This window comes from Pseudomonas antarctica (genome assembly GCF_001647715.1).
In the GTDB taxonomy this organism is placed as follows: domain Bacteria; phylum Pseudomonadota; class Gammaproteobacteria; order Pseudomonadales; family Pseudomonadaceae; genus Aquipseudomonas; species Aquipseudomonas antarctica_A.
The window spans coordinates 3,070,220-3,096,290 of record NZ_CP015600.1 but is presented as its reverse complement, the minus strand read 5'-3'; the positions used below and the strand labels follow the sequence as shown (position 1 = coordinate 3,096,290).

The following is a 26,071-nucleotide window of genomic DNA, read 5'->3' as shown; positions in this document are numbered from 1 at the left end:
TATAAATATGCAGAGACATCGGCTTAAGCCGCCGTGAACGTCATGGCCACGCCATTCATGCAATAGCGCAGACCAGTAGGTGCCGGGCCGTCATCGAACACATGCCCTTGGTGACCGCCACACCGGCGGCAGTGAATTTCCTTGCGCACCACGCCGTAGGACGTATCGGTGTGGCTGGCGACAGCGTTGTCCAGTGGCTGCCAGAAGCTTGGCCAGCCGGTGTGGCTGTCGAACTTGGTACTCGAGGCGAACAACGGCAACGCACAACCGGCGCAGGCAAAGGTGCCCGTGCGGTGTTCATCATTAAGGGGGCTGGTGTAGGGGCGCTCGGTGCCCTCCTCGCGCAGCACGGCGAATTGCTCGGCACTCAGCAGGCTGCGCCATTCGGCCTCGGTATGGTTGACTTCGAACGTCTCGGCGGCCTCCACCTCAGCGACCATATTCAGCTGTTTCAGCAAGCCGCCGGCCAGGACGGCGACACCCAGGCCACCACCGGCCAGCAGTATTTGTCGACGTGAGTACATGGCGTTCTCCTCGTTAAGCAATGAGGCCATCTTGAACCCTGGCCGGTCGCGAAATCCTCACGCAGAGTTAAACAATTCGTGATAACTACACTGTTGCAAAACCCGCACAATGCGCGAACTACAAGCGAAGGTTTCTTTACATGGATCAGCCCAAACGAGTCCTCGTCGTCGAGGACGATGCCCATATTGCCGACTTGATCTGCCTGCACCTGCGCGATGAGCAATTTGAGGTGGTGCACAGCGCCGACGGTAACGAAGGCCTGCGCCTGCTGGAACAAGGCGGCTGGGATGCGCTGATCCTTGACCTGATGCTGCCCGGCGTGGACGGCCTGGAAATCTGCCGCCGCGCCCGCGCCATGACGCGCTACACACCGATCATCATCACCAGCGCGCGCTCCAGTGAGTTGCACCGCATCCTTGGCCTGGAGCTGGGCGCGGACGACTATCTGGCAAAGCCGTTTTCCATGCCGGAGCTGGTGGCGCGGGTCAAAGCGCTGTTGCGCCGGGTCGACGCCATGGCGCGTAACTTGAAGATGGACGCCGGCAGCCTTGAGCTCGGCCCGCTTTTCATCAATCCGCTGACCCGCGATGCCACCTTGCAGGGCCAACGCCTGGACCTTACGCCGCGCGAATTCGACCTGCTGTATTTCTTCGCCCGCCAGCCAGGCAAGGTCTTCTCCCGCATGGACCTGCTCAACGCCGTCTGGGGCTACAGCCACGAAGGCTACGAGCACACGGTGAACACGCATATCAACCGCCTGCGCGCCAAAGTCGAGACCGACCCGGCCAACCCGTCACTTATCCTTACGGTATGGGGCCGGGGCTACAAATTTGCCGAGAGCAACCCATGAAGCTGACCCTGACTCAACGCCTGTCAGTCGTGTTCGCGGTGCTGCTGGTGATTTGCAGCGGTACCTCGGCCTGGTTGCAGGTACGTTCCAACCGCATGCACGAACTGGAAGTGGTGCAAGGCTTGTCCCGCGACCTCGCGGCGCACATCGCCCGTGATACACAACTGATGGACGCCGACGGCCTCAAACCCGATGCCGTGCGCATGCTGTTCAGCCAGTTGATGCTGGTCAACCCGAGTGTCGAGGTGTACTTGCTCGATATCGACGGCCGCGTCGTGGGCAATGCTGCACCCAGCGGGCATTTGCTGCGTGACCATGTAGACCTCGCGCCGGTTCGACGCTTTCTCAGCGGCGCCATGCTGCCGATCCTCGGCGATGACCCGCGCAGCGTTGACGGGCGCAAGGTGTTCAGCGCCGCACCGCTCAAGGCCAACGGCCAACAAACGGGTTTCCTGTACGTGGTGCTGCTGGGCGAAGCCCACGATGTGTATGACGCCAAGGACGCAACCGGCATGGCGCTGAAGATCGCCCTCTGGTCCATCGGCCTGGTGGCGCTGCTGTGCTTGATGGCCGGCCTGATCGCATTTGCCTGGATCACCCGGCCCTTGCGCCAACTGACCGACAAGGTTGGCCAATTCGATATCAACGGCGCACCGAAACCTGCGCAAGCGCCTCCTCGCGAGCTCAATAGCGGCGATGAAATCGCGGTGCTCGACCACGCTTTCGTGCAAATGGAAAACCGCCTGGGCGAGCAATGGCGTGCCATCACCCATCAAGACCAGGAACGTCGGGAAATGGTCGCGAATATTTCCCACGACCTGCGCACGCCCTTGGCCTCGCTGCATGGCTACCTGGAAACCCTGTCCCTCAAGGACGCCAGCCTCAGCCCCGAAGAGCGCCGCCGCTACCTCGGCATCGCCCTGGACCAAAGCCGCAAGGTCGGCGGCCTGGCCCAGTCGCTGCTGGAACTGGTGCGCCTGGAACATGGTTTCGTGCAGCCGGTAATCGAAGGCTTTTCCTTGCCGGATCTGGTGCAAGACATCTTCCAGAAATTCGAACTGACCGCCGAGGCCCGGTCCATCACGCTCACCGCCACCTTGCCGCCACAGGTGCCGACGGTGTTGGCCGACCTGGGCTTGATCGAACGGGTGCTGACCAATCTGCTCGACAACGCCCTGCGGCACACGCCGGTGAATGGTGAGGTCGAGGTGATCTTGTCACCCGAAGCGGATGGCATGGGCGTCACCGTCAGCGACAGCGGCCCGGGAATCGACCCTGAGTTGCGTGAAGGCTTGTTCCTGCGGGCCTTCACCATCGGCGGCGCGCGCCGCGATGGCGGCCTGGGCCTGCGCATCGTGCACCGCATCCTGCAACTGCACGGACGCAGCATCCGCTTGGTGGACCGCCCCGGGCATGGCGCGACCTTTACGTTCTGCCTAGAAACGCGAGCATCAGCGCGTTGACCCGCTGCCCCTGCTCGTTCTGGATCCAGTGACCGCAGTTGGCCAACACATGCTGCTCAAGGTCGGGCACTGAGTCGGGCATGCGCTTGAGGGTGTGGGCTTCGAACACCCCGACCGGGTCACGGTCGCCAATCAGGAACAAGGTCGGTTGCAGCACCTGCCGGCCCGCCAGGAACTCGGTGCGCTGCCAGTTGCGTTCGAAGTTGCGGTACCAGTTCAGCGGGCCGCGAAAGCCGTGTTCGGTGAACGCCTGCAGGTAGATATCCAAATCCTCCCGGGAACACCAGTGCGGCAATGTGCTGGGGGTTGAGACACCTGCGAACAGGCTGGCATTCGCCGATTTCTGCTGCAGGAACACGTCCTCATCCTGCATGAACAGCCGCAGCGTGCGTTCGATGTCGGCGTTCAGTTCCTGTTCGGCTACGCCAGGCTCCTGGAAATACAGGATGTAGTTGAAACGGTCGGCGTACAGCTCGCGCATGATTTCAATCACCGGGCGGCGGGCGCGCCCGGCAAAAGGCACGGACATTGTGATCAGCCGAGTGATGCGCTCAGGCTCCAGCAGCGCCAGGTGCCAGGCGACCACCGCGCCCCAATCGTGCCCTGCCATCGCCACCTCACGGTGACCGAAATGATCCATGGCCTGCTGGATGTCGGCGCACAGGGTCAGCAATTGGTAGTCGGCAATCTCTGCGGGCGAACTCGATTCGCCGTAGCCACGCAGTTCAGGGGCAAACACCCGGTACCCGGCGGCGGTCAACGCAGGAATCTGTTCGCGCCAGGAGTGCCAACATTCAGGAAACCCGTGCAGCAGCCAAATTGGCCGGCCATTTTCGGGGCCATCGATGTGCACGCACAGGTGAATACCGTTGACGGACAGTGTTTGCAGGCGCATGGGCGTGACCTTTCTGCGTGTTTTGATCAGGGTGCAGAATCGGCGCCGTGCATGCCAGTATCATTGATGGCGGGAATAAGCCAAACGCACTTAATCGACTGTCCACCAGCGCGGCAACAACTGCCGCACCCGCGCCTCGCCAAAGCGGTCATCAATCAACATCACCACCCCCCGGTCTTGTTGACTGCGGATCACTCGGCCCGCGGCCTGCACCACTTTCTGGATGCCGGGGTACAGATAGGTGTAGTCGTAGCCGGCCCCGAAGATCGCGCCCATGCGTGCTTTCATTTGCTCGTTGATCGGGTTCAGTTGCGGCAAGCCCAGGGTGGCAACAAACGCCCCGATCAAGCGCGCCCCAGGCAAATCAATACCCTCGCCAAACGCGCCGCCCAGCACGGCAAAGCCGATGCCCTGGCTGTGATGGGTGAACTGCTCAAGAAATGCTTGCCGCTCGGCCTCGGCCATACCGCGTGATTGCAACCACAGCGCGACCTGGGGGTGCCGTTCGGCCATCAGCTGCGCCACTTGTTGCAAGTAATCGAAGCTGCTGAAAAACGCCAGGTAGTTACCCGGTTGCGTCGCAAACTGCCGTGCAATCAACGCGACGATGGGCTCCAGTGACGCTTGGCGATGCACAAAACGCGTAGAGATCTCATCGACGATGCGCACCTGCAATTGCTCGGCCTTGAACGGCGACTCCACGTCAATCCAGGCGGTATCCGCCGGCAGGCCAAGCAAGTCGGCGTAATAGTGACGCGGGCTCAGCGTCGCGGAAAACAGCACGCTGCTGCGGGCCGCCGTCAGCCTGGGGCGGATGAATTCGGCAGGCACCACGTTACGCAGGCACAACGTTGAAACACTGCGCTTGCCGCCGAACTGACGCTTGCTGATATCGAAAATGAACTGCTCGTTGAACAGCTCGGCCACTTTGGCAAATTGCAGCGCCTCGAAATAGAACGCTTGCAGGTCGCCAGTGAGGGTTTCGGGGTGGTCGTTGAAGTGGTCGCCCATGGCGCTGGTGCACAGGCTCAGGGCCTGCAGCAGTTTGTCCGGCTTGGTGGCATAGGCCTGGTACGGCGCAAGTTGGTCCTTGTGCAAGGCGTTCCATTCGCGGTTCAGGCGCTGCAAGGGTTTCTTCAGCGGCTCGGGCGCAGCGTCGCGCAAGGTTTTGAGGCTGTACTGGTCGAGGCTCGCGCTGTACATCGAGCGAGCGCGCTCCACCAGGTTGTGGGCTTCGTCCACCAGCACAGCGGCGCGCCATTGGTTCAACTGGGCCAGGCCGAACAGCATGGCGCCAAAGTCGAAATAGTAGTTGTAGTCGGCGACCACCAGGTCAGTCCAGCGCGCCATTTCCTGGCTGAGGTAATACGGGCACACATCATGGGCCAGGGCGACGTCGCGCAGGTTGCGCTGGTCCAACAGACGCACCTTCGAGGCTGCCGTGCGCGCGGCCGGCAGGCGATCGTAAAAGCCCTTGGCCAAGGGGCAGGAATCACCGTGACAGGCTTTGTCCAGGTGTTCGCACGCCTTGTCCCGCGCCACCAGTTCAAGTACGCGCAGCGGCAGATCGGGGTGACTGTCGAACAGCACTTGGGCGGCATCCAGTGCCAGCTTGCGGCCCGGGGTCTTGGCGGTGAGGAAGAACACCTTGTCCAATTGCTGCGGCGCCAGGGCCTTGAGCATCGGGAAGAGCGTGCCGACGGTCTTGCCGATGCCGGTGGGCGCCTGGGCCATCAGGCAACGGCCGGTGCTGACCGCCTTGTAGACGGACTCGGCCAGCGAGCGCTGGCCGGGACGAAACTCGGCATGGGGGAAGGCCAGGCGTTGTGCAGCACTGTTGCGCGCGTCGCGGTGCTGCATTTCCTCGCGCGCCCAGCCCAGGAACAGCGCACATTGCTGGTTGAAGAACCGCTCAAGCTCGGCCGCCTGAAAACGCTGGTTGAGCAGGGTTTCACCCTCACCGACGATGTCGAAGTACACCAGCGCCAGGTCGATTTCATGCAGGCCGAGTTTCTGGCACATCAACCAGCCGTACACTTTGACCTGGGCCCAATGCAGTTGCCGATGGTTGGCGGGCTGGGCGTCGAGATCGCCGCGATAGGTTTTCACCTCTTCAAGGCGGTTGCTGTCCGGGTCGTAACCGTCCGCCCTGCCCCGCACCTTGAGCTGCTGGTAGTCGCCTTCCAGAGCCACTTCATTTTGATAGTGCGCGCTGCGTCGCGAGGCGACCGTGCGATGGCCGACGATACCTTCCTGGGCGCTGGGCGACGGCGTGAAGCGCAGGTCGAGGTCGCCGACCTTGGCCGTGAACTCACACAGCGCCCGCACCGCAACGCTGTAGCTCAAGCCGGTTCAGCCCAGCGGACATAGCAGACGGTAACCGGCATCTGGTATTCACCACAGAATTCCAGCCAGCGCAGTTGGTTGTCCTGCAGGCGATCGCCAGGGCCTTTGACCTCGATCATGCGGTAGGTCTTTTGTGCGGGCCAGAACTGGATCAGATCCGGCATGCCCGTGCGGTTGGCGCGGATGTCCAGCAGCAGACGTTCAAACCAGTAACGCAGGTGTTCGGCCGGCAAACACGCGAGTGCTTGCTCGAGCAGTTCTTCGCTGAGCAGGTTCCAGAACACGAACGGTGACTGGATACCCCACTTGTCCGCGTAGCGCTTGCGGATGGTGGCCTTATAACGCCCGTCCTCCAGTTGGTCGAAACAGGCGGCGAACACCACGCTGCGGCGCTGGTGAAAGTCTTCACTGTGCAGGTCCACCGGCCCACGCTGGAACGGGTGGAAGAACGAACCTGGCAACGGCGCAAAAATCGCCTCCCAGCACAACAGCCCGAACAAGGAATTGATCAGGCCATTTTCGACATAATGCACCGGCCCATCGGGCTCGCTGAGATGGGCCTGGACACAATACTCCACTGACATCAGCGGCTGCGGGACCAGTGCCAGGTCCAGGCGTGTGACCTCGCGTGGCCTGGTCTTGGGCAACGCCGGTTCGCCGAGTTTGCGGCGCAGGCGTGGCAGCACTCGCAGCAGGTGTTGTTGTTCGGCGGCACTTTCCGGGGCCTGTTGCGCAGCGCACGCCAAAGCCATGGCTTGCGCGTAGTGCGCCTGACGCTCCAGCACGCGAATCAGCCGTGAGCGCGCGCCTGGGTAGGCGCAATCACGGTAGATCTGCGCCGCCAGCGCCAATTCGGCGCTGCGCTCGCAATACTGGCCGACCTGGAACAACAGCTTGGCCCGACGTTTTTCCAGCCAGGGGTTGTCGGTGACAAGCGAAGCGATCCGTAGCAGCACCTCGTCCAGCGTCTCCCCCGCTTCAAAGGCCTGCTGACATTGGTGCAGGAACAGAAAACCGACGACATCGTCACGGCTGCGCAGGCCACGGGACTCGGCGCAGAACTCGACTTTTTCGTAGGTGTAGATGCCCAGGTCAGCCAGCACGAACTCCGACCAGTCCTGATACAGATTGCCGAAGAACATCAGGCGCAGGCGATCGCACAAATCCATGATGGTCAGGCTGTAGAGCGCATCGCTGACCGTCGGGCACCACTGGGCAAACCGACGCTGTTCGGTGAACTGCTCCGCCAGCAACGCCAGCCAATCGGCCTTCCTGCCCTTGGGCTGATCAATCCACGGCTTGAAGGCCTCGAGGATTTCGCCTTTTTGCAGCAACGCAAACAGCTCTTCGACGCACAGCTGCCCCTGATCCTCAACCCAACCCTGCTCCACCAGTGCCAGCGCGGCCGTGCGGGTGCAACCAATCTCCAGATAATTAAGTTTGCTCGCCCGAAAGTGCACGCCCTTGCGCATCACCATGCGCACCAACAAGGCTTGGGACGCTTGCGGCAACCTGTCAAATTGCTGAATGAAATGCTGTTCATCCGGGTCGAGTAAATCGGCATAGCGTTGCCCCAACCAATGCAGCACTTGGCGGAAGTTATGCAGGTAATACAAGGGGTCGTCGAGGGGATTGGCCATGTCGCGCGCTGATCAAATACTGGTTATGCATACAGAGTGCCGCCAGTGGCGCGCTGTTGCAATCGGTAATAGATAAATGGCGCACGCAACTTTTTGTATAAAAGTGATCAGATAGGACAGTTGATGGCGTAACATTTGCGGCCCGCAGCCCATGGCGCGGGACTTTTCAGGGTTAAAGGTAAGGGTTATGAACATGAAGAATTTGGGTCTTCCACTGGTTGCACTCACTTTTCTGCTATTGACTGGTTGCTCCACGCAAACCGTCGTGACATTGCAAAACGGCACGCAGTATTTGACCAAGGACACCCCCAAGACCAAGACAGCCGACGGCTTCTATGAATTCACCGATATCGCCGGCAAGCACATACGCGTCAAGGCGGATGATGTAGCGACGGTGCGTAACGAAAAGTAAGCACCTGAAAACCAAAAAGCCCCGCCAATGCGGGGCTTTTTGTTTGGGCTGCCAACCGATCAATACCGGTAGTACGGGTGGTAGTAATACGGGTGGTAATAGGGATGGTAATAGTACGAGTGGTAGTACGGCCGGTAGCAGCATGGGCCCGGATAGGCCGGGTACACCGCGCACCCGCCCAGCCCCAGCAGTACCAGAGCGCACAGCATCAGTCGAAATCGGGACATGCTCAGCTCCTCACATAACGCGCGAAACATCTCGCAGGCAGTGATTAAACGCCTGAGACCGGCCCAATCCGTCGCTGCGCTGCGCCGTTGATCCGTGAAGATTTATTTACCGAAGGTTTTTCGCCCTGCCGGCGTTTAACCGGTAAGCCGCCTTCATTTTCGAGGGTGGTAGAACGGAGAAAGACGGCCATGGCACTCATGTCCCGGACAGTACGCGCTCTTTTACTGATTCCGCTGACGCTGGCGGCCCTGGCCAGTGCGCCGGCGTTTGCCGACACCATCATCATTCGTCAGCCGCCAAGGGTGATCGTGGTGCAAGCCCCGCCTCCACCGGTCTATTACGGCCACTGGGGTTACGGCCCACGGCCCTATTACTATCCGCATCATGTCTACGGTTACGGCTATGGCAACCCCCACCGGCCGTATTGGGGTGGCGGCTGGCGGGGGCATAATTGGCGTTGATCAGCCGATGCTGACGCCGTCCGCCCACAGGCCACCATGCCCGACACCGACCAGGGTCACCGAGTCGGCGCCAAACGTGAGCACCGTGTCCGCGCCGACCACTTTGGCATGGTCACGCAGGTCGGTGCTCCCCTGCACGTCCTGGAACACCAGCTTGTCGGTGGCCTGGTAGCCAATCACGCGATCGTTGCCGAACTGGCCGCTGAACAGAAAGGTGTTATGCCCACTGTTGTCGCGAATCGTGTCATTGCCTTTGCCGCCTTCGATAAAGTCCGCGCCCTTGCCACCCTGGATCAGGTCGTTGCCGTCGCTGCCGATAATGAAGGTATTGCCTTTGTGCGGCTCGGCATTGCGGTTGAGGTCCTGCACCCAGGTAGTGGCTCGCGCCGGGTCGGACAAGTTGGCAACGATTACCGTGGAATCACGGGTCATCTGGTCATAGAAGCCGGAGTCGAGGATGCGCGTCATGCCGTCGCCATACGCGGTTGGCAGGTGCGAGACCCAGGTCGGCAGGTTGACGATGGAAAACGGCAGCACATTCCACAGCGTCGAGGCGTAGTGGTCGTTGAAGCTGACGATATTGTCGGTGGTCGACTCGTGGGGCTTGTCGTGCACGCCCAGGGACGACAGATTGAAGGAGGAGCCGTCCAGCGCGCGAAACACCGGGTCGTTTTCATAGCCGATGTTGAGCACCTTGTCGCCGGCGCTTTGGGTCGGTGATGCATAGGCCACGTAGTTGGCGTCCTTGTAGAAGCCCGACCATTTGTTGGTGCTCAAATCCGCCATGCTGTTGACCGCCAGGCCGCCCAGGCTGTGGCCGCTGACCACCACGTCCTTGCCCGTCAGGCCATGGGCACCGGCGTAATCGGCGACGTTTTTGAGCAAACCGCCGAAGGCTTCGCCGGCGTAGTTTTTTGCGTAATCCTTGGGGCCCAGGGCAGCGAGCAGATCGCTGATCAGGTCGCCGATCGAGTCGCTGATCAAGGTTTCCCGTGGCCCCGATGTGCCACGAAAGCCGATGCCGATTTCCAGCAGTTTGCCGGCGTCATCGTACTTGCCCAGCACCTCGACCTGCGCCGTGGTGTAGCCGGCTTTTTCGCCAAAGAACGTGCCGCGCGCATCGACTTTGCCGCCGTAGCCGAGGGTACCTGCGCTGATGGGCGTCCAACCGGCTTTTTGCACCGCCTCCAGCGCGGCTTTTTCCGAATCGGGGTTCCAGGGAATACCTGGGATCACGCCCTGTGAATCCGTGCTCCCGAGCAGCGCACCGACCAGCGTGGCCGGCAAACCAAGCCCGAGGCCATTGTGCTGGTAACCCACGGCAAAGCCGTTATCCAGGTTGTGGTAGGAGTACAACGTGATCGCCATGGCGTCGGCGAACAGCGCTTTGGAACCCTCGGTGCCGAGGTTTTTATAGTCAAAGATACCCATGGTAGTGCCTCTCTGTTGTTGGATTTGTAGAGAAAGCGAAAACACCCGTTGCCCCTGAGGGAACAGGCTTTATGTGGGAGCTGGCTTGCCTGCGATAGCATCACCTCGGTGCAACTGACCTACCGAGGTGCCTGCATCGCGGGCAAGCCCGGCTCCCACACAAGCCCGGCACCCTGCAAGGGTGTGAAACCCTTAGAACGCCCAGTCGAGGCTCAACCCCACCCCGTGGATTTTTTCCTTGCTGGCCAGCAGGCCGTTGTAATCAAAGTTCACCCGCGCGTCCTTGCTCAACGCCAGGCTGACCCGCGCGCCCACCAATGCCGCATCACGCACCATCGGTGCGCTTTCCACCGCAAACGACGGACCGCCCGAGGCAAACGCCAGGTGCTGTTCGGAATCGGTGCTGCTCAGGTTGTGCTGCCAGCCCAGCGTGCCGGACACCTCGAGTTGCTGGTGGTCATTGACATTGAAGGTCTTCAACGCACGCATGCCCAAGGTGCTCAACACCACATCACGGCTGTCGTCGCGACCTTTCAGCGCAGCGGCATCACCCTTTTCGGTGAAACCGTCGGTGTCCAGGTGCACGTAGGCCAGGTTGGCGAACGGCTCCAGGGCCAAAGGTTGCAGGTTGACGCGATATGCCGCCTCGCCGAACACCTGGGTGCTGCTCGCATCCACTTTGACTTTTTGCTTGCCGGAGACGTCGCCGTATTGCAGGTCGCGCTTCACGTCGGCGCGATGCCAGCTGTAGGTCGCACCACCGCTCAGGCGCAAGGCACCGATCTCATGCCCGGCGTACGCGCCGAAGTGGTAGCTGTCGACCGAAGCCCGGGAATGGGTGTCGTTGCCCATGTTCAACGAGGTGTCGCTGTAGCCGGCGACCAGGCCGATACGGGTCGCCTCGTCCAGCGCGCCGTCTACACCAGCGAGCATGCCGCCCAGTGACGTGGTGTAGCCCGCCGTGTCGCTGCGGCTGTCCGTCTTGCCCCACGCGCCCAACGCCTTGACCCACACGTTGCCACGGCTATCGAGGGTCTGGCTGCTGGCGCCCATCTCGCCATTGCGCAGGCGTTCGCCCACTGCTTCACGCACGTAACGGCTGTCATTCACCAACGCACTTTGCAGCGCCGGGTAAATTTCGCCGGAGAGCTGTTGGAACGCACCTTGCGCCGAGGCTGCAGTCGGCGCCAGCAACAGGCTTTCATACACCGCATTGCCCGCGCCCAATTGGTCGGCCGCAGCCGCCACAGCACGCTGGTTTGGCGTCACGGCCACACTGGCGAAGCTGTTGGTACGCGCCACGTCCAGTTGCACGCCGGTGGCGGCGTAGTTCAAGGTGCCACCGACAAACAGGTAGTTCGGCACTACCGCACCGAAACTGCCGGTTACGCCGCCTGCGGCTTGCAGGATGTTGTACTGGCGACCGATCAAGCTTCCAGCCTGCGCATTGGTCAGCAGCGTCGGGCTGTTTTCCAGGGCCAGGGTCACGGTGCCGCCATTGAGCGTGGCGGTCCCCCCGGCGACAATTCGGTCACTGCTGGTCGGCGACAACTCCACCGCGTAGGTCGACCCTGCGTCAAAGGTGACATTACCCGCCACATTCAGCGTGCCGATGGAATTACCCGGTGCCACGGTGCCGCCGCTTTTTGCGCTCAGCGAACCGATGCGCCCCGAGCCACCGAGCACACCGCTCTGGCCGACGGTCACGTCGGAAGTGACCGAGCCGTTGATCGCCAGCAAACCTTGATTGACCAGGGTCGGGCCGCTGTAGGTGTTAGCGCCGGTCAGCACCAGGGTGCCGATGCCCTGCTTGGTCAGGCCGCCATGGCCTGAAATATTGTTGCTCCACACGTCCAACCCGCAATGCACGTCCGTGCACAGGCGTTGGGTCGGTTTGCCGGCATCCACCACGGCGCCGATCCCTGGCAAATCCGCGACAAACTGCCCGCTGCCATACGCCCCGTCGATACGGAACTCAGCCGGGATATCTTCGGCGGTAATAAACATCCCTGGCCCATTAACCGCCTTGCCCAGGTTGATCATGCCCCAGCCGTACAGCGCGTCGATGCCCGGCGCGCCGAGGTCGGTAGCGGTGGTTTTGAGCACGGTGGAGACCTGCTCGCCGCTCATGTACGGGAAGCGCTCCATCAGCACCGCCGCGGCGCCCGCCACATGGGGCGCAGCCATAGAGGTGCCGTTTTTGTTGGCCCAGTCGGTGGTGAGGTTGGCAAGGGTGGTGCCGTTGATGATCGAGCTGAAAATCTTCGTGCCCGGCGCCGACACACAGAAGCTCGCCGCATACCCGCAGCGCGACGAGAAGGTGCTGATCACATACGGATTGGGACTCGTGGTATCCGGGTTTTGCTGCAAGGCGGCTACCGACAGCCAGTTCGGTGCAATCTCCGGCACAAAGTACGCCAGGCCCGACATTGCATCCGGGTTGTTGCGGTTGTAGTCGTTACCGGCGGCAAAGATGGTCAGCACGCCGCTGCGGGCCGCATCGATTGCGCCTTGATAAGCACCACCGGCAAGCGTGCCGAGGATCGGCCGGATATTATTGAACTGCGCCTGCGCTTCATTGACCGTGAAGTTCGGGTACGCCGGATCGCGACCGCCCTTGGCGTACTGGTCACCAATGCCGATGCCCCAGCTGTTGTTGATGATCCGGGCGCCGCTGGCGACCAGCCCATCCCAGCCTGCCTTGTACACCGCGCCGTCGTTGCCGAGGATGATCCCGTCTTCCGGCCCCGGGTCGCCGTTTTCCGCGCTGATGATTTGCGCATTGAAGGCCACGCCATGCATCGGCCCTCCGTCACGGTTACCGGCGGCAATGCCGCCGACGTGGGTGCCATGGTTACCCAGCTTGCCGTTAGAGTCCTGGGACGGCGTGCCGTCATAACGGAACGCATCGCCCGCCTTCACCGGAATATAGGGGTCGGTGTATTGGCGGATGCCTTCGGTGACAATCGTCACCACCTTGCCGGGGCTGGCGAATTCCGGGTGCTGGGCGTACACCGGCTGGTCGAAGATGCCCAGCTTGACGCCCTTGCCGGTGTAGCCGGCGGCGTAGGCAGCGTCTGCGTGCACGGCGCCCAGGCCCCAATCGGCCTTGAACTCGTTGCTGCGCCAGCTCGCGGCGTCGCCCAGTTTGCCCGCTTCCACATAGGGTGCGGCCTGGGCGGTTCCCAGGCTTGCCAGGCAGCACAGCAACGCGCCGTATGGCACGCAGCTCAAGGCCTTGAGCGGATAGCCCGGGCCTGTGTGAGTGGCGGTAATTAACCCTGACTTGTGTTTTTTCACGGTGACCTTCCTTAGTTTTCTTATTGCACGTGTGTAAATCGCTTTCTCTGGAGCGCCGACGAGTGAATGTGGGAGCTGGCTTGCCTGCGATGAGGGTGTATCAGCCAGCAACTGCATCACTGCCCCACCGCTATCGCGAGCACGCCCGCTCCCACCTTCTGACCTGCGCTGCCCTCTAGAACTGCCAGTTCAGGCTCAGCCCCACGCCCTGGGTTTTCTCACGGCCACCCAACTGGCCGTTGTAATCCAGGTTGACCCGTGTGGTCGGGCTCAGCGCGAGGCTGGCCTGCACACCGACCAATGCGGCATCGCGCAGCAACGGCGAACTGCGCACGGCAAATGAAGGCCCGCCTGCGACAAACGCCAAATGTTCTTCGGAATCGACCGCCGTGAGGCTGTGTTGCCAGCCCAGGGAACCGGAGAGTTCAAGCTGCTGATGGTCATTCAGAGGCAGGGTTTTCAGCGCCCGCACACCAAGGGTGCTGAGCACGGCATCGCGCCGATCACTGCCACGCTCAAGCGCTGCGGCATCGCCTTTTTCGTGGAAAGAGTCACTGTCCAGGTGCACGTAGGCCAGGTTGGCGAACGGTTCCAGCGCCAGCGGTTGCAGGTGAATGCGGTACGCGGCTTCGGTGAACAGCTGGGCCGTGCGCGCGTCCAGCTTGGTCTTTTGCTTGCCGCTGACTTCGCCGTATTGCAACTCACGCTTCACATCGCCGCGATGCCAGCTGTAGGCACCGCCGACGCTGACGCGCCAGTCGCCCAATTCACGCCCGGCATACGCGCCGAAGTGGTAACTGTCGATGGACGCCGACGAATGCGTGCCGCTGCCCATATTCAGCGAGCTGTCGCTGTAGCCGGCAACCACACCCACACGGGTCTGCTCGTCGAGTGCACCGTCGACACCGGCCAGCAGGCCGCCGATCGAGGTGTTGGCGCCAGCCGTTTCGCTGCGGCTGTCGGTCTTGCCCCAGGCGCCGAGCGCCTTGAGCCACAGGTTGCTTTCACCGTTCACCGGCACATGGCGCAGGCGCTCGCCGACGGCGTCGCGCAGTTGCAGGCTGTCGTTGATCAGCATCGCGCCAATCGCCGGGTAGATTTCACCGGACAATTGCTGCAAGCCTTGGCGGGCGGTGGCGACCGAGTCCGACACCAACACGCTCTCATACACCGGGTTACCGGCGCCGAGTTGCTCGGCGGCGGCCGCAACGTTGCGCTGGTTACGGGTGGCGGCGACGCTGGCGAATGTGGCGTTGTTGCGCCCCACGTCCAACTGCACGCCATTGGCGGCGTAGTCGAGTGTGCCGCCGAGGAACACGTAGTTGGGCAGTACCTGGCCAAACTGGCCCTGGATGCCACCCGCCGCCTGGAGGATGGTGTATTGCTGGCCAATCAGGCTGTGCACCTGGTTCTGGCTGAGTAACGTCGGGCTGTTTTCCAGCGCCAGGGTTACGGTGCCGCCGCCCAGCACGGCCTTGCCGCCCGCGACAATGCGGTCGCTGCTGGTGGGGGTCAGTTCCACCGCATACGTGGAGCCCGCGCCCAGGTTCACATCGCCGGCCACCTGCAAAGTGCCCACGGAATTGCCCGGTGCCACCGTGCCACCGCTGTTCACCGACAAGGCGCCGATACGCCCGGAACCGCCGAGTGTGCCGCTGGTGTTGACGGTCACGGCCGAGGTCAACGCGCCATTCACGGCCAACAACCCCCCATTAACGGTGGTCGCGCCACGGTAGGTGCTTTCGCCGCTGAGTACCAGGCTGCCGGCACCGGATTTGATCAGGCTGCCTTCATATACCCGGTTTGCAGCGGCCTGGTCGCGGGCGTTGCCAACGGCGTAATCGGTCTTGTCCTGCTGGCTGGCGGTCGCGCCCACACCATTTTGCCAGCCCTTGTCGACCAGGGTTTGCTGCCAGGCGCTGTGCTCGGCGCGGTCCTCGGCCTGGCGCTGGAGCAAGGCCTGATCGGAGATTGCATTGCTCCAGACATCACCCTGCCCGGCGGCCAGGCTGACATTCATCGGGCCAAGCAATTGCCCCGGCCCGTGCATTGCCCGGCCGAGGTCTGGCACGCCCCAGCCCACAGTGGTGTTGGGTGCCTGGGTGAGCGAACCGTCGAGCTGCGTGGCGGTGGTCAACAGCACCTGCAACGCTTGCTCATTGGTCATGTACGGGTAGCGTTCCATGACCAGCGCCAGCGCGCCCGTGGCATGGGGCGCCGACATCGAGGTGCCGGATTTCACCCCATAACCGCCATCGGGAACGGTGCTGTTGATCAGCGCGCCCGGTGTGGAAATGCACCAGTATTTGGCGATCCCGCACTTGTTGTATTTCTGGTTATTCGCCTTGTCCAAACCCGACACGGCCAACCAGTGGCCTTCCAGTTCCGGCTGGAAATACGGCAAGGCCGAACGCACGCTCGCGTTCGCGTAACCGCTGTTACCGGCACTGAACACGTTGATAACGCCGGCCTTTGCCACGTCCGCCGCCGCATCCAGCCACGTGCCCTGGTTGTAATGCTGGGCGTAGGCCGCATGCAGGTCGCCGAGGGTTTGGTAGCTGACGTCCTTGGGCTGGCTGCCCCAACTGTTGTTGATGGCCCGCACACCGGAATCCACCAACGCGCTGTACACCGCCTTGAAATACTTGGGGTCCGGGGTCGGGCCAAACAGGAAGCTGTCGTTGGCGTTGGTATTGCCCACATAGATTTGCGCGTTGTAGGCCACGCCGTGCATGCCGGTGCCATCACGGGCGGCGCCCATGGTGCCGGTGACATGGGTGCCGTGGGAGTCGTTATTGGGGTTGAGCGCACCGGTGGTGCTGAACGGGCTGCCATCGACGTAGGTGCCTGTGGCGGTGACGGCGTGATAGCGGTCTTTGGAAGCCTCGGGGTGATTGGGATCGAAGCCTGAGTCCAGCGCACCGACCTTGACCCCGTTGCCGGTGATGCCGGTGGCATAGGCTTCATCCGCCTTCATGCGACCCAGGCCCCAGTCGCTCTGGAATTCGGCGGAACGCCAACTGGCAGGGTTACCGGGTTGGCCGGTCTCGATATAGGCCGCCTGTGCCGCAACGGACAACAGGAGCAAGGAGCCTGCGGTAAACGGTTTGAAACGCGGTGAATCGGTGATCATCTAAACCATCCTTATTGTTTTTATATGTGCTCATTTCACAGGGCCGAAGGCCTCATCGACTTTCGCAAGGTCGGTGTCGCGCAAGTTGCCCGCGTAGTAGTGCAATTTGGTCCAGGCCATCAGGTAGTCATACCGGGCCTGGGCCAGGTCGCGACGGGTGCTGTACAACTGCTGCTCGGCGTTCAACGCGTCGAGGTTGACCCGCTCGCCGCCGAGGATGCTTTGCTTGGTCGACACCACCAGCGCCTCGGCCGACGTCAGGGCCTTTTGATAGGCGCGCAATTTGCTCACCCCCGACAGGCAGGCGCTGAACTGGCGACGCAGCTCAATCAGGGTTTCGCGGGTCTTGCCTTCCAGCTCGTACTCGGCCTGCTCCATGCTGCGACTGGCCTGACGGGTAGAGGCCGAGATGCCGCCACCGGCATACAGCGGCACGCTCACTTCGACGCCGATGGTGTTGGTGTCGTAGCGCTGGTTGTAGGTGTTGCCGCTGTCGGATTCCTGCTGGCGTGAACTGGCATACGCGGTGATCTTCGGCAGATGCCCGGCGCGGTTGCGCTCCACTTCATAACGCGCCACTTCCACGGCCTGGCGCTGGGAGGCCAGCGTGGGGTTATTGCTGATCGCCAGTTCATACCAGGTGTCGTAATTGGCCGGGGTCAACGTGAAAGCGGCAAAGCTTTGGTTCAGTGGCGCCAGGTCATTGATGTTGACGCTCTGCACGCCGATCAACGCACCCAGCTCGCGTAACGACGCGTCTTGTTCGTCCAGCGCCTGGATTTCTTCGGCGGTGGCCAGCTCGTAACGGGATTCGGCTTCGAGGATGTCGGTGCGAGTGCCCTCGCCCTGTTGGAACAGGTGCTGGTTCTGCTGGAACTGCTGCTCGAAGGCCTTCTTTTTGGCGCGGGCAATATCGATCTGGTCCTGGGCAAACAGTGCCTGGGTGTAATAGCTCAGCACCCGCACCAGCAGCGCCTGGCTCTTGTCGCGAAAGCTTTCATCGGCAAACAGCGACTGGGCCACGCCCTTGCGGTAGTTGGCATAGGCTTCGTAGTCAAACAGCGGCTGCTGCAGGCTGAACGTCGAGCCATAGCTGTCGTAGTTACGGTTGTCGTGGTAATTACCGCCGCGCCCGTCGGGCAAGGTGGCTTTGGAGTTGTTGCGGCCCTTGTTGTAGTTGTACGACAGCCTCGGCAGCAGCCCGGCGCGACCGATGGTGCGGTTTTCCAGGCCGGCGTCGCGCTCCTTGATGGCACCCAGAAACACCGGGTCGTTGCGCAGGGCCTGCTCGTAGACATCAAACGGGCCCATGGCGGCTTGGGCACCGGTGCAGCTCAATAGAAAGGCGAGGAACACAGGCTTCATGCTCATTCCTCGGTCAACGCGGAGCCGGCGCGATCGAGCAGCGGCTTGAACAAGTAATTGAGCAACGAGCGCTCGCCGGTGCGCACGAACATCTCGGCGGGCATGCCCGGCTTGATCACCAGGCCATGCAGCTTCGCCAGCGCCACCTCGCTCACAGTGGTGCGCAGCACGTAGTACGGCGCGCCGGTTTTTTCATCGAGCATCTGGTCGGCGGAGATCAGGCTGACTTCCCCCGGTACCCGCGGCGTGCGGCTCTGGTTGAAGGCGGTGAAGAGAATATCGACCGGCAAGTGCGTACCGACCTTGTCCACCAGGTGCACCGGCAAGTGCCCTTCGACTTCCAGGCGCGTGCCTTGCGGCACAATTTCCAGCAGGGTCTCGCCCGCACGCACCACGGCACCTTCGGTGTGCACGCCGAGGTTGACCGCAATGCCATCGGCCGGCGCATTGATTTCGCTGTGTTGCAGGTTGAAGCCGGCTGAGGTGAGCTGTTGCTCCAGGGTCAGGCTGCGCAGTTGCGCATCGGCCAGTTGGCTGCGTACTTCCTTTTGATATTCCTCGCTGTGTTGCTGCAACTTGAGGCGCGACTCAAGGATGCCCTGCTCCACACGCCCGCTTTCGCCGGTGTTCTGGGCGAGGTCTTGCTGAACCTGGGACAGTTGGCGCTGGTATTCCATTAGCCGGTTGCGCGGGATGTAGCCGTTGTCGGCCAACGGTTGCAGGTTGCTCAGTTGGTCACGCAGCGATTGCGCCTGGGCGGTCAGGTCGCTGCGGGCGCGACGCATGCCGCTCAGCTGTGAGGTGGCGCCGTCAATGTTCGCGCGGATACCGGCTTGTTCGCGGGCAAAGGCTTCGCGACGGCTGCTGAACAGTTGGCGCTGGCCTTCCAGAACGAGCGCCAACGCTGGATCAGGGTTGGCGCTCAACTCGGCAGGAAAGGCAATGCTGGAACGGTTGTCACGCTCACTCTGCCAGCGCGCCACGCTGGCCCAGGCCATGCTGTACTGGGCTTGCAGGGATTGCACGTCGGCCTGGTTCTGGGTCTGGTCGAGGCGAAACAGCGGCTGGCCCTGTTTGACCAGTTCGCCTTCCTTCACCAGGATCCGGCTGACCACGCCGGGGCTGAAGGTTTGCACCGCCTTGCGCTTGCCCGACACCACCACCGTGCCTTGCACCGGAATGCCCTGGTCCAGCGGCGCCAGGCTGGCCCAGAGGAAAAAACCACCGGCGCCGACCAGGGTCAGCAACCAGCCCATACGGACAAAGAAACCGGCGTCACGCTGTTCAAAACGGGGTTCAACAATAAGGCTGCTCATGCGCCTGGATTCCTTCCGGCTTGGTACTGACGGCTGAGGCTCACGCCGGCCTTTTCGCGGGGTGCTTCCTGCTGGCCCGACAAGGCGCGCAGCACTTCCTGGCTCGGCCCGAACGCCTGCAGGCGCCCTTCGTTGAGCACCAGTAACTTGTCGGCCTGGGCCAACGCCGAGGAACGGTGAGTCACCAGCACAACGCTGCTGCCCTGGGCTTTCATCTGCACGATGGCGCTGGCCAAGGCCGCTTCGCCGACGGTGTCGAGGTTGGAGTTGGGCTCATCCAGCACGATCAAGCGCGGGCCGCCGTACAGCGCACGCGCCAGCGCCACGCGTTGTTTCTGGCCACCGGAGAGGCCGCCGCCGTTATCGCCCAGCACGGTGTCGTAGCCTTGGGGCAGGCGCAGGATCAGTTCATGTACACCGGCTTGTTGCGCGGCTCTGACCACGAGTTCCGGGTCGGCATCGCGAAAGCGTGCGATGTTGTCGGCGATGCTGCCGCTGAACAGTTCGATGTCCTGGGGCAAGTAACCGATATGCGGGCCAAGGTCGTCGCGGTCCCAGCGATGAATATCCGCGCCGTCCAGGCGCACGGTGCCGGCCAGGGTTGGCCACACGCCCACCAGCACGCGGGCCAGGGTGGATTTGCCCGAACCCGACGCGCCGAGCACGCCCAGCACTTCGCCCGCGCCGAGGCTGAAGCTGACTTGATGCAAGGTCGCCATGCGCCGCCCCGGCGGGCCTGCGCTGACTTGCTCGAAACTGACCTGGCCCTTGGGGGCCGGCAACGCCATCTGCTCAACTTCCGGCGGGAATTCACGCAGCAACTCGTCAAGCCGCTGGTAGGCCAGCTTGGCCGAACTCCACTGCTTCCACACCGCAATCAACTGGTCGATGGGGCTGAGCACGCGGCCCATGAGGATGGAGCCGGCGATCATCATCCCGGCGGTCATCTCGCCCTTGATCACCAAAAATGCGCCCAGGCCCAGCACCAACGATTGCAGGCACAGACGCAGGGACTTGCTCAGCGAGGTGATCACCGAGCCGGTATCGCTGGCCGTGTTCTGATAGCCGAGAAATTGCGAATGCACGGCAAACCAGCGTTTGCGCAACGCGCCGAGCATGCCCATGGCCTGGATCGTTTCGGCGTTGTGCAAATGGCTGGTCGCCAACTGCGTGGACTGCTGGGAGAACGCACCCGCCTCGCCCAACGGCTTTTTGGTCAGGTATTCATTCAGGCACGCCAGCGCGATCAGCAGCACCGCGCCCGCAGTGGCCAACACGCCGAGCCACACGTTGAACAGGAAAATCACGAACAGATAGATGGGAAACCACGGCGCATCGAAGAACGCGAACAGCGCCGGCCCGGTGATGAACTGCCGGATAACCGTCAAATCGCCGAGAGATTGCCCGGCATGCCCCTGGCCCCGCTGCAGGTTGCGTTCAAACGCAGCCTTGTACACGCGCAAGTTGAAACGCCGCTCCAGCTGGCTGCCAATACGGATCACGATAAAACTGCGCACGACTTCCAGGGTGCCGATAAAGGCAAAGAAGCCCACGACCATCAGCGTCAACATCACCAGGGTGGTTTCATTCTGGGAGGACAGCACACGGTCATACACTTGCAGCATGTAAATCGACGGCACCAGCATCAACAGGTTAATCAACGCCGTGAAGCAGCCGATGCTGATCAAAATACTCTTGTATTCACCCAACGCCCTGAATAAGGGCGCAACCGCATGGGACTTCGCCATATCTTCTTATCTTCCGTGAGCGAATGACGCGCAATAGTTGCCCAAACCCTTAGTAAGGGCGGCCAACTATAAAAATCGAGTTATATGCTTATAACTTTTAACTAAGGTCTTCGTTGCAGTACAACTTCCGTGCCGGACGGTGTGCGCCCTTTATATTCGCCTTCTTTCTGGCGGTTTAAATGGGTAATGCCCGTGCCTTCGGCATTCATCAGCCAGATACCATCCGGGGTGGGCGTCCAGGTCAGGGGTTTCTCGCCCAGCCATGCGGTGACACAGCCGACATCACCGGCCAGGGCATTGGCCTGTTCCAGCAAGTCCAGCGCGCACACCCGATCCTGCTGGTGTAACTGCCAATGGCCGGCCAATTGCGCGGTGGTGGGTAAAACAAGACTGCTCGCCATTACATGGGCTCCTGCCGAAACGAACAACACCTGTGAAGCACAGGCGATCAAATGAGAAAAACGCGGCATCTTTCGCTCCATCCTAGAGCGCGGCGCCGAAGCGCCGCGCGCTTTACATCACGCTACGATGTCGCTGACCGCTGCCTGGCCAACGGTGGTGACGAGGAAATCCGCCACGCCGTGCCCGGAGAAGTCCACGGCCAAGGTGCCCAGGTTGGTGCCCGAGGCATAACTCAGCACTGCGTCGCCGGCATGCCCGGAGAACGCGTTGACGAAGGTCAAGCCTGCACCTTTGGTGATACCGGACAGGTCGATCTTGTCCGAACCGGAGGTGAAGTCAAAGATCTTGTCTGCCGCACCCGGCTTGGAATCGGAACTGGCACCGAACACGAAGGTGTCGTTGCCGGCGCCGCCCCACAGTTGGTCCGCACCGCCACCACCGTAGATGATGTCGTTGCCGGCACCGCCTTTGATGAGGTTGGCTGCGTTGTTACCAATGATCAGGTCGTTGCCCGAACCACCGAACGCGTTCTCGACGGTAACGCCCTTGGCGATGGACACGTTGCCCACCAGGCCGCCAACGTCGGAGAACGAGGCCTCATTGAGGTTGATCTTCTGGTTCTGGGTGAAACCGGAGAAGTCCAGGGTGTCGTTGCCGCCACCGTCCCATACCGAAAACACCAGCTTGTCGGCGTTGGAGGTGGCGCTATAGAAGTCACGCCCGGTGTTGGAGTTGAAACCGTAGGTGGTGTCGCCGGCGCGGGTGCTGTAGTTGGCACCGTAGAGCTTCTGGATCGCGGCAATGTCGTCGATCAGCGGGCCCGAAGAATAAGCTTCGACGCCGCCTTTACTGAAGTTCTGGTTGGTGTTGCTCTCGCTCCAGTAACTCATGACGCTGTAGCCACGCGTGTCCTGTCCATAGGTCGCGTCGTTATAGGTCGGGTTGCCATTCCCGGCGTTGTAGTCGCCAGGGTGAGCCAGGCCCAGGGTGTGGCCGATTTCGTGGGTCAGGGTCTGCCGGCCATAGTTATTCAGGTCCGGCGTCTTGTTCGGCGTGTAGCTATTGTTGGTCAGGTACCACGAGGTGCCGTCGTAGCCTGCGCCGGTGCCGGGCAGGTAAGCGAACGCCGCCGCGCCGTCCTGGCCACCGCTGTAGTTGCCGAAGGTCATGTGTGCGTCACCGCCCGAGGCCTTTTCGCTAAAGGTCACGTTGGCAACATCCGACCAGGATTGCATGGCCAGTGCGGCCTGTGCTTTCTGCTGGGTGTTGAACTGGCTGAACCCGGAGATGCCATGCTTGTTCATGGTGGCCGAGGAAGCCGAGGTGAGGAAGGTGTAAGTCAGATCAATCTTGCCGTTGCCATCAAAATCCCGATACGCGGCGCCATCACGCAGCAGCTGGGTGGCTGCCTGGTCCACGGAATAGGACGGTTTGCCATTAACCGTGAGGTTGCCGCCACGGTCGTATAAATGGCTAAAGCTATCGATTTGCGAGTAAGCAGTGCTGGCTTGCGCGGCAGAAACAATAGCTTTGTCTTTTACTTTTGACATAAACGTACTTCCTTGTTTGCAAGTGCATCAGTCTTTGGTCGATAGGAACCTCGCGGGCGAGATCGTCCTATCACTCGCCTCTTTTGAAGGCGTATCGAAACTGACACAACTTGAAATCTTTCGTCTACAAATATTTCTGAACTGAAAATGTGACGCAGATTCAACTTAAAGAAGTCGCGCGTAGCATTTATTGGGCGGCATTGCTGTTGCGCGGCAAATTGCCAGCCACTGTTATTTAAATATTAAATAGACGAAACGCCGCTCTAGTTGAGCGGCGCACTTGAATAATGGATCCAATATATTGTCACGGTGTCATTGGCGACATTAAAGAGCCATTACTTAGACTATTTAATTAACGTTGTCCCCTATTACCGGGACACACCCCAACCCGACTTGCCTAATGCCTCCAATAAGGTCTCGCCCGCCAACCCAGGCACCTGGACGCCGTCATCCGTGGTCATGGCCTCGCCGGCCAGCATGGCATTGATGATCGCCTCCTCCACCGCCTCGGCCGCAGCGCTGAACAGCGGCGAAATATGGTCGTTATTGACCATGCGCAACACGGTGCTCAGCGGCAGGTCCTTGCGCGCGTAATCCGCCGGTGGTAGCGCGTGATTGCCGGTGGCGAAGGCCAGGAACAGGTCGCCACTGGAGTCCTCGGTGCCGCCACCGGTGCGGGCAATGCCGATGGAGGCGCGCTGCGCCAGGCGCTTGCATTGATGGGGCAGCAGCGGCGCGTCAGTGGCGATAATCACCACGATCGAGCCCATGCCCGGCGTGCCCCGTTCGGCGAACGGTGAAGCAATGCCCATCAACTGGCGGCCCACCGGGTAGCCATCCACGCGCAGTTCCTGGCGTTTGCCATGGTTGGCCTGCACCAATACACCGACGGTCCAGCCGCCTTGCGCTTCAGGCAAACGTCGGGACGCCGTGCCGATGCCGCCCTTGAACTCATGGCAGATCATGCCGGTGCCGCCGCCCACCGCGCCCTCCTGCACCGGGCCGCTCTCGGCAGTGTCCAGCGCCTGGCGCACATGCTCGGGTTTGACGTGTTGGCCCCAGATGTCGTTGAGCAGGCCATCGTAGGTTTCCATGACGACCGGCATGCACCAGTACACCGCCGGGTCCGCCAGGCGCTCGCGCTCCAGGGCGATCAAGGTGTCACGCACGATACCGATGCTATGGGTGTTGGTGATGGCCATTGGCGTGGTCAACAACCCGGCCTCGCTGATCCACTCAAGGCCGGTGGCGTCGCCATTGCCATTGAGCACGTGGTAGCCGGCAAAACACGGCTGGTGCCGCGCCTCCCCGGCGCGCGGCTGGATCACGGTGACGCCAGTGCGCACTTGCTTGCCGTCGATACGGGTCTTGAGCGTACTGTGGCCGACCCGGACGCCTGGAACATCGGTGATAGCATTCAATTCGCCAGGCGTACCCAGCCCCAACGTGATGCCCAATTGACGTGCACGCATACCCACTCCTTACAATTTCTGAAACGCCGGACTCGACCGGCCACTGATGCAATACAAAATCACCGACAAGGCCAGCAAGCCGATGATAATCATGATGTCGCGCACGGACGCTTGTGCAACCAGGGTCACCAGCAGATAACCCGCGCCCAGCACCGCCAACAGCGCCGGCAGCGGCCACAACGGCATGCGATAGGGATGTTCGCGATCACGCAGCAGCACCCGGCTCATCAGCGCGCTCATCGCCACCACCAGGTACACCAGCATGATCAGCAACACGCTGAACGAAGTGAGGTCCGCCAGGTTGGAGCTGAAGCTCAGCAGCGCCGAGGGAATGGCCAGGAACAATGTCGCCAGCCACGGCGAATCCCAGCGCGGGTGAATGCGTGTGAACAGCGTGTTGATGCGCGGCGTCCACAAGGCATCGCGGCCACTGCTGAACACCACACGACCAATCTGAATAACGATGGCGACGATTGCGTTGAACACCGACAGGAAGATCCCCGCGCTGACCAGTCGGGATAAGGTTTCATTGCCATGGCTGGTCAGCAAATAGCCAATCGGGTCCGGGCTGCTGATCATCGCACTCAGCGACGGCGCGCCGATCAACAGCGCGGTGATAGGCACCAGCTCGATCACCACCACCAGGCCCAGCGACCACAACACCGCCTTGTGCACGCCTTTGCCACCGCACTTCATGTCCTCGGCGAGCAAGACGGCCGGGCCGTAACCATTGAACGAGAACAGGCCGATACCCACCGCACCGATCACCAACGCCCAAGGCGCCAGGTGCAGCACGCCGTTTTCGACGATCTGCGGTTGAAACAACACGCTGGCGGGCTGCACCGGGTTACCGAAGCCGATAAACACGATGACCAGCAACGCCGCCACTTCCAACAGCAGGCAGGTGCCGGTGATCCAGGCATTGAGCTTGATATTGAGGATGCCCAAGGCGTAGCTGCACACCACAATCACCAGGGCCACGGTTTGGGAATCGAATCTCGTGCCCAGGGCGTTGTTCAGGTAAGTCGCCGCCCCCGTCGCCAGTACCGGCGGGATAAACAGCAACATCACCAACACCGTCAGAAACGTCGCATAACCCGCCATACCGCCAAATACCCGCTTGGCATACACGTACTCACCCCCGGCGCTGTTGTGCGCCCGGCCCAGCTCGGCGTAACAGAACGCGAACATCAGGGCGAGCACCGCGGCCATCACAAACGCCAGGAATACACCACTGCCCGCCTGCTGAATGGCAAAGGGCGCAATCACAAACACGGAACTGGCCGGCGTGACCGCCGAAACCGTAATGGCCACCACATCGAAAACGCTCAGCGTTGGCTTGAGCACGCCATCTGGCGCGGGGGAAGCACTCATATCGTTATCCTCTGTCGTTGTTTTTGGTAGGAGGCAGAAACGAAAAGTCGGGCTTTTGCGGGATATGTTTCCCACTGGACAGTGGCAAAGGTAAACGCTGTGTTTATGCCGGCCAATTCCCCTATTGGCGTACTCCCCTTGACGGTACTCGTTAAAAGCC

General features: G+C 61.6%; 19 protein-coding genes. 4 read left to right on the top strand and 15 right to left on the bottom strand.

Annotation, left to right across the window (positions count from 1 at the left end; genetic code table 11):
- Positions 1–23 precede the first annotated feature (23 nt).
- A complete protein-coding gene (msrB, locus tag A7J50_RS13980; RefSeq protein ID WP_064452335.1) occupies positions 24–524 on the bottom strand; it encodes a peptide-methionine (R)-S-oxide reductase MsrB in 501 nt (166 codons plus the stop codon).
- A gap of 140 nt (positions 525–664) precedes the next feature.
- Here msrB and A7J50_RS13975 point away from each other — a divergent pair, with 140 nt between their 5' ends.
- Both A7J50_RS13975 and A7J50_RS13970 read left to right on the top strand, forming a co-directional pair.
- Complete coding sequence (locus tag A7J50_RS13975; protein ID WP_064452334.1) at positions 665–1,375, top strand: response regulator transcription factor; 711 nt, start codon at positions 665–667, stop codon at positions 1,373–1,375.
- The gene (locus tag A7J50_RS13970) at positions 1,372–2,838 is read left to right on the top strand and encodes a sensor histidine kinase (RefSeq protein ID WP_064452333.1); all 1,467 of its coding nucleotides are present in this window, start codon (positions 1,372–1,374) and stop codon (positions 2,836–2,838) included. The genes A7J50_RS13975 and A7J50_RS13970 overlap by 4 nt, the downstream gene beginning before the upstream one ends.
- Here the strand turns inward: A7J50_RS13970 and A7J50_RS13965 are convergent.
- From A7J50_RS13965 to A7J50_RS13955, 3 genes are all read right to left on the bottom strand, one after another.
- Positions 2,801–3,733: an alpha/beta fold hydrolase gene (locus tag A7J50_RS13965; RefSeq protein WP_064452332.1), complete on the bottom strand. Its 933-nt coding sequence runs from the start codon at positions 3,731–3,733 to the stop codon at positions 2,801–2,803. The two genes, A7J50_RS13970 and A7J50_RS13965, sit on opposite strands and share 38 nt — an antisense overlap.
- Positions 3,734–3,823: 90 nt before the next feature.
- Entirely contained in the window at positions 3,824–6,079 is a 2,256-nt protein-coding gene (locus A7J50_RS13960; RefSeq protein WP_064452331.1) for an ATP-dependent DNA helicase, read from the bottom strand.
- The gene (locus tag A7J50_RS13955) at positions 6,076–7,719 is read right to left on the bottom strand and encodes a VRR-NUC domain-containing protein (RefSeq protein WP_064452330.1); all 1,644 of its coding nucleotides are present in this window, start codon (positions 7,717–7,719) and stop codon (positions 6,076–6,078) included. Before A7J50_RS13955 ends, A7J50_RS13960 begins: the two co-directional genes overlap by 4 nt.
- Before the next feature lie 187 nt (positions 7,720–7,906).
- Between A7J50_RS13955 and A7J50_RS13950 the strand changes: the two genes are divergently transcribed.
- Positions 7,907–8,131, top strand: coding sequence for a YgdI/YgdR family lipoprotein (locus tag A7J50_RS13950; RefSeq protein WP_064452329.1), 225 nt, complete (start codon positions 7,907–7,909; stop codon positions 8,129–8,131).
- A 59-nt stretch (positions 8,132–8,190) separates the two neighbouring features.
- On the opposite strand, the gene A7J50_RS31620 is transcribed toward A7J50_RS13950, so the two are convergent.
- Positions 8,191–8,358: a hypothetical protein gene (locus A7J50_RS31620; RefSeq protein WP_167353697.1), complete on the bottom strand. Its 168-nt coding sequence runs from the start codon at positions 8,356–8,358 to the stop codon at positions 8,191–8,193.
- Positions 8,359–8,547: 189 nt separating this feature from the next.
- Between A7J50_RS31620 and A7J50_RS13945 the strand changes: the two genes are divergently transcribed.
- Positions 8,548–8,820, top strand: a complete 273-nt coding sequence (locus tag A7J50_RS13945) for a hypothetical protein (protein WP_064452328.1) — start codon at positions 8,548–8,550, stop codon at positions 8,818–8,820.
- On the opposite strand, the gene A7J50_RS13940 is transcribed toward A7J50_RS13945, so the two are convergent.
- The 10 genes from A7J50_RS13940 to A7J50_RS13895 form a co-directional block, all read right to left on the bottom strand.
- A complete protein-coding gene (locus A7J50_RS13940) occupies positions 8,821–10,251 on the bottom strand; it encodes a lipase (protein WP_064452327.1) in 1,431 nt (476 codons plus the stop codon).
- A 192-nt stretch (positions 10,252–10,443) separates the two neighbouring features.
- On the bottom strand, positions 10,444–13,551 hold the full coding sequence (locus A7J50_RS13935; protein WP_064452326.1) for an autotransporter outer membrane beta-barrel domain-containing protein: 3,108 nt from the start codon (positions 13,549–13,551) through the stop codon (positions 10,444–10,446).
- 175 nt (positions 13,552–13,726) lie between these two features.
- Positions 13,727–16,684 carry an autotransporter serine protease gene (locus A7J50_RS13930; RefSeq protein ID WP_064452325.1) on the bottom strand — a complete coding sequence of 986 codons (2,958 nt, stop codon included), beginning with the start codon at positions 16,682–16,684 and terminating at the stop codon, positions 13,727–13,729.
- 30 nt (positions 16,685–16,714) lie between these two features.
- On the bottom strand, positions 16,715–18,049 hold the full coding sequence (locus A7J50_RS13925) for a TolC family outer membrane protein (RefSeq protein WP_064452324.1): 1,335 nt from the start codon (positions 18,047–18,049) through the stop codon (positions 16,715–16,717).
- Between the two features lie 2 nt (positions 18,050–18,051).
- Positions 18,052–19,365: an HlyD family type I secretion periplasmic adaptor subunit gene (locus tag A7J50_RS13920; RefSeq protein ID WP_064452323.1), complete on the bottom strand. Its 1,314-nt coding sequence runs from the start codon at positions 19,363–19,365 to the stop codon at positions 18,052–18,054.
- Positions 19,362–21,113, bottom strand: a complete 1,752-nt coding sequence (locus A7J50_RS13915; RefSeq protein WP_064452322.1) for a type I secretion system permease/ATPase — start codon at positions 21,111–21,113, stop codon at positions 19,362–19,364. The genes A7J50_RS13920 and A7J50_RS13915 overlap by 4 nt, the downstream gene beginning before the upstream one ends.
- A gap of 101 nt (positions 21,114–21,214) precedes the next feature.
- Positions 21,215–21,583, bottom strand: a complete 369-nt coding sequence (locus tag A7J50_RS13910) for a protease inhibitor Inh/omp19 family protein (protein WP_064452321.1) — start codon at positions 21,581–21,583, stop codon at positions 21,215–21,217.
- Positions 21,584–21,631: 48 nt separating this feature from the next.
- Positions 21,632–23,065 carry a serralysin family metalloprotease gene (locus A7J50_RS13905; RefSeq protein WP_064452320.1) on the bottom strand — a complete coding sequence of 478 codons (1,434 nt, stop codon included), beginning with the start codon at positions 23,063–23,065 and terminating at the stop codon, positions 21,632–21,634.
- Positions 23,066–23,433: 368 nt separating this feature from the next.
- The gene (locus A7J50_RS13900; protein WP_064452319.1) at positions 23,434–24,537 is read right to left on the bottom strand and encodes a P1 family peptidase; all 1,104 of its coding nucleotides are present in this window, start codon (positions 24,535–24,537) and stop codon (positions 23,434–23,436) included.
- A 9-nt stretch (positions 24,538–24,546) separates the two neighbouring features.
- Entirely contained in the window at positions 24,547–25,911 is a 1,365-nt protein-coding gene (locus A7J50_RS13895) for an APC family permease (protein WP_064452318.1), read from the bottom strand.
- Positions 25,912–26,071: the final 160 nt, after the last annotated feature.

Coding starts and splice junctions, on each gene's coding strand:
- A7J50_RS13970 (WP_064452333.1), top strand. CDS start 1,372: ATGAAGCTGACCCTGACTCAACGCCTGTCAGTCGTGTTCGCGGTGCTG.
- A7J50_RS13955 (WP_064452330.1), bottom strand. CDS start 7,719: ATGGCCAATCCCCTCGACGACCCCTTGTATTACCTGCATAACTTCCGC.
- msrB (WP_064452335.1), bottom strand. CDS start 524: ATGTACTCACGTCGACAAATACTGCTGGCCGGTGGTGGCCTGGGTGTC.
- A7J50_RS13940 (WP_064452327.1), bottom strand. CDS start 10,251: ATGGGTATCTTTGACTATAAAAACCTCGGCACCGAGGGTTCCAAAGCG.
- A7J50_RS13925 (WP_064452324.1), bottom strand. CDS start 18,049: ATGAAGCCTGTGTTCCTCGCCTTTCTATTGAGCTGCACCGGTGCCCAA.
- A7J50_RS13920 (WP_064452323.1), bottom strand. CDS start 19,365: ATGAGCAGCCTTATTGTTGAACCCCGTTTTGAACAGCGTGACGCCGGT.
- A7J50_RS13910 (WP_064452321.1), bottom strand. CDS start 21,583: ATGCCGCGTTTTTCTCATTTGATCGCCTGTGCTTCACAGGTGTTGTTC.
- A7J50_RS13905 (WP_064452320.1), bottom strand. CDS start 23,065: ATGTCAAAAGTAAAAGACAAAGCTATTGTTTCTGCCGCGCAAGCCAGC.
- A7J50_RS13900 (WP_064452319.1), bottom strand. CDS start 24,537: ATGCGTGCACGTCAATTGGGCATCACGTTGGGGCTGGGTACGCCTGGC.
- A7J50_RS13965 (WP_064452332.1), bottom strand. CDS start 3,733: ATGCGCCTGCAAACACTGTCCGTCAACGGTATTCACCTGTGCGTGCAC.
- A7J50_RS13975 (WP_064452334.1), top strand. CDS start 665: ATGGATCAGCCCAAACGAGTCCTCGTCGTCGAGGACGATGCCCATATT.
- A7J50_RS13930 (WP_064452325.1), bottom strand. CDS start 16,684: ATGATCACCGATTCACCGCGTTTCAAACCGTTTACCGCAGGCTCCTTG.
- A7J50_RS13915 (WP_064452322.1), bottom strand. CDS start 21,113: ATGGCGAAGTCCCATGCGGTTGCGCCCTTATTCAGGGCGTTGGGTGAA.
- A7J50_RS13945 (WP_064452328.1), top strand. CDS start 8,548: ATGGCACTCATGTCCCGGACAGTACGCGCTCTTTTACTGATTCCGCTG.
- A7J50_RS13950 (WP_064452329.1), top strand. CDS start 7,907: ATGAACATGAAGAATTTGGGTCTTCCACTGGTTGCACTCACTTTTCTG.
- A7J50_RS13895 (WP_064452318.1), bottom strand. CDS start 25,911: ATGAGTGCTTCCCCCGCGCCAGATGGCGTGCTCAAGCCAACGCTGAGC.
- A7J50_RS31620 (WP_167353697.1), bottom strand. CDS start 8,358: ATGTCCCGATTTCGACTGATGCTGTGCGCTCTGGTACTGCTGGGGCTG.